We start from the raw sequence: 518 nt of genomic DNA, 5'->3' as shown, positions 1-518 counted from the left end.
AAGAACCAGACCCGTCTAGCGGGGGGAACTACGGTTTAGATTTAGACAGACTGTAATTCGGCGCGTAGCCGAACGGCCGCACCATTGGCGGCAACCCGGTCGCCGAGGGCGGCTTGCCCCGCCGCAACAAACTCAGGCTCGCCACGCCATGCTTCGAGCGCCGGCGACACCAGGGCCCGTCCAAACGAAAAGGTGAGCGGCCATGGAGTTTTGTGTCGCTGCATCGCTTCGAGATTGGCCGTCGCACGCTCGGGTGACTGACCGCCGGAAAGAAACGCTACGCCAGCAAGGTTGTCCGGCCAGGACTTGAGCACCAGCACCGTATGCTCGGCGATTTCCTCGGGAGAGGACTGTGGTTTATGCCCTTGGCCTTCGATTATCATGTTCGGCTTGAGCACGATCCCGGCTAAGTCCACATTCAGCAATTCGAGGTCCGTTTGAACGGCAGCGTGCACTGTGGCTGTAACGTCTGCGCAACGATCGCGGTCGTGGTCGCCGTCCATCAGTACTTCCGGCTC

1 protein-coding gene is annotated in these 518 nt (G+C 60.6%); it reads right to left on the bottom strand.

The window, feature by feature from the left end:
• Positions 1–41: 41 nt before the first annotated feature.
• Positions 42–518, bottom strand: a 477-nt coding sequence (locus tag F6Q13_RS20160; RefSeq protein WP_293060201.1) for a class I fructose-bisphosphate aldolase, incomplete at its 5' end; no start/stop codon positions are given.

This window comes from Mycobacterium sp. (assembly GCF_008709575.1).
Taxonomy (GTDB): domain Bacteria; phylum Actinomycetota; class Actinomycetes; order Mycobacteriales; family Mycobacteriaceae; genus Mycobacterium.
The sequence above is the reverse complement of the archived record's forward strand: the minus strand, read 5'-3'. Positions and strand labels throughout refer to the sequence as shown.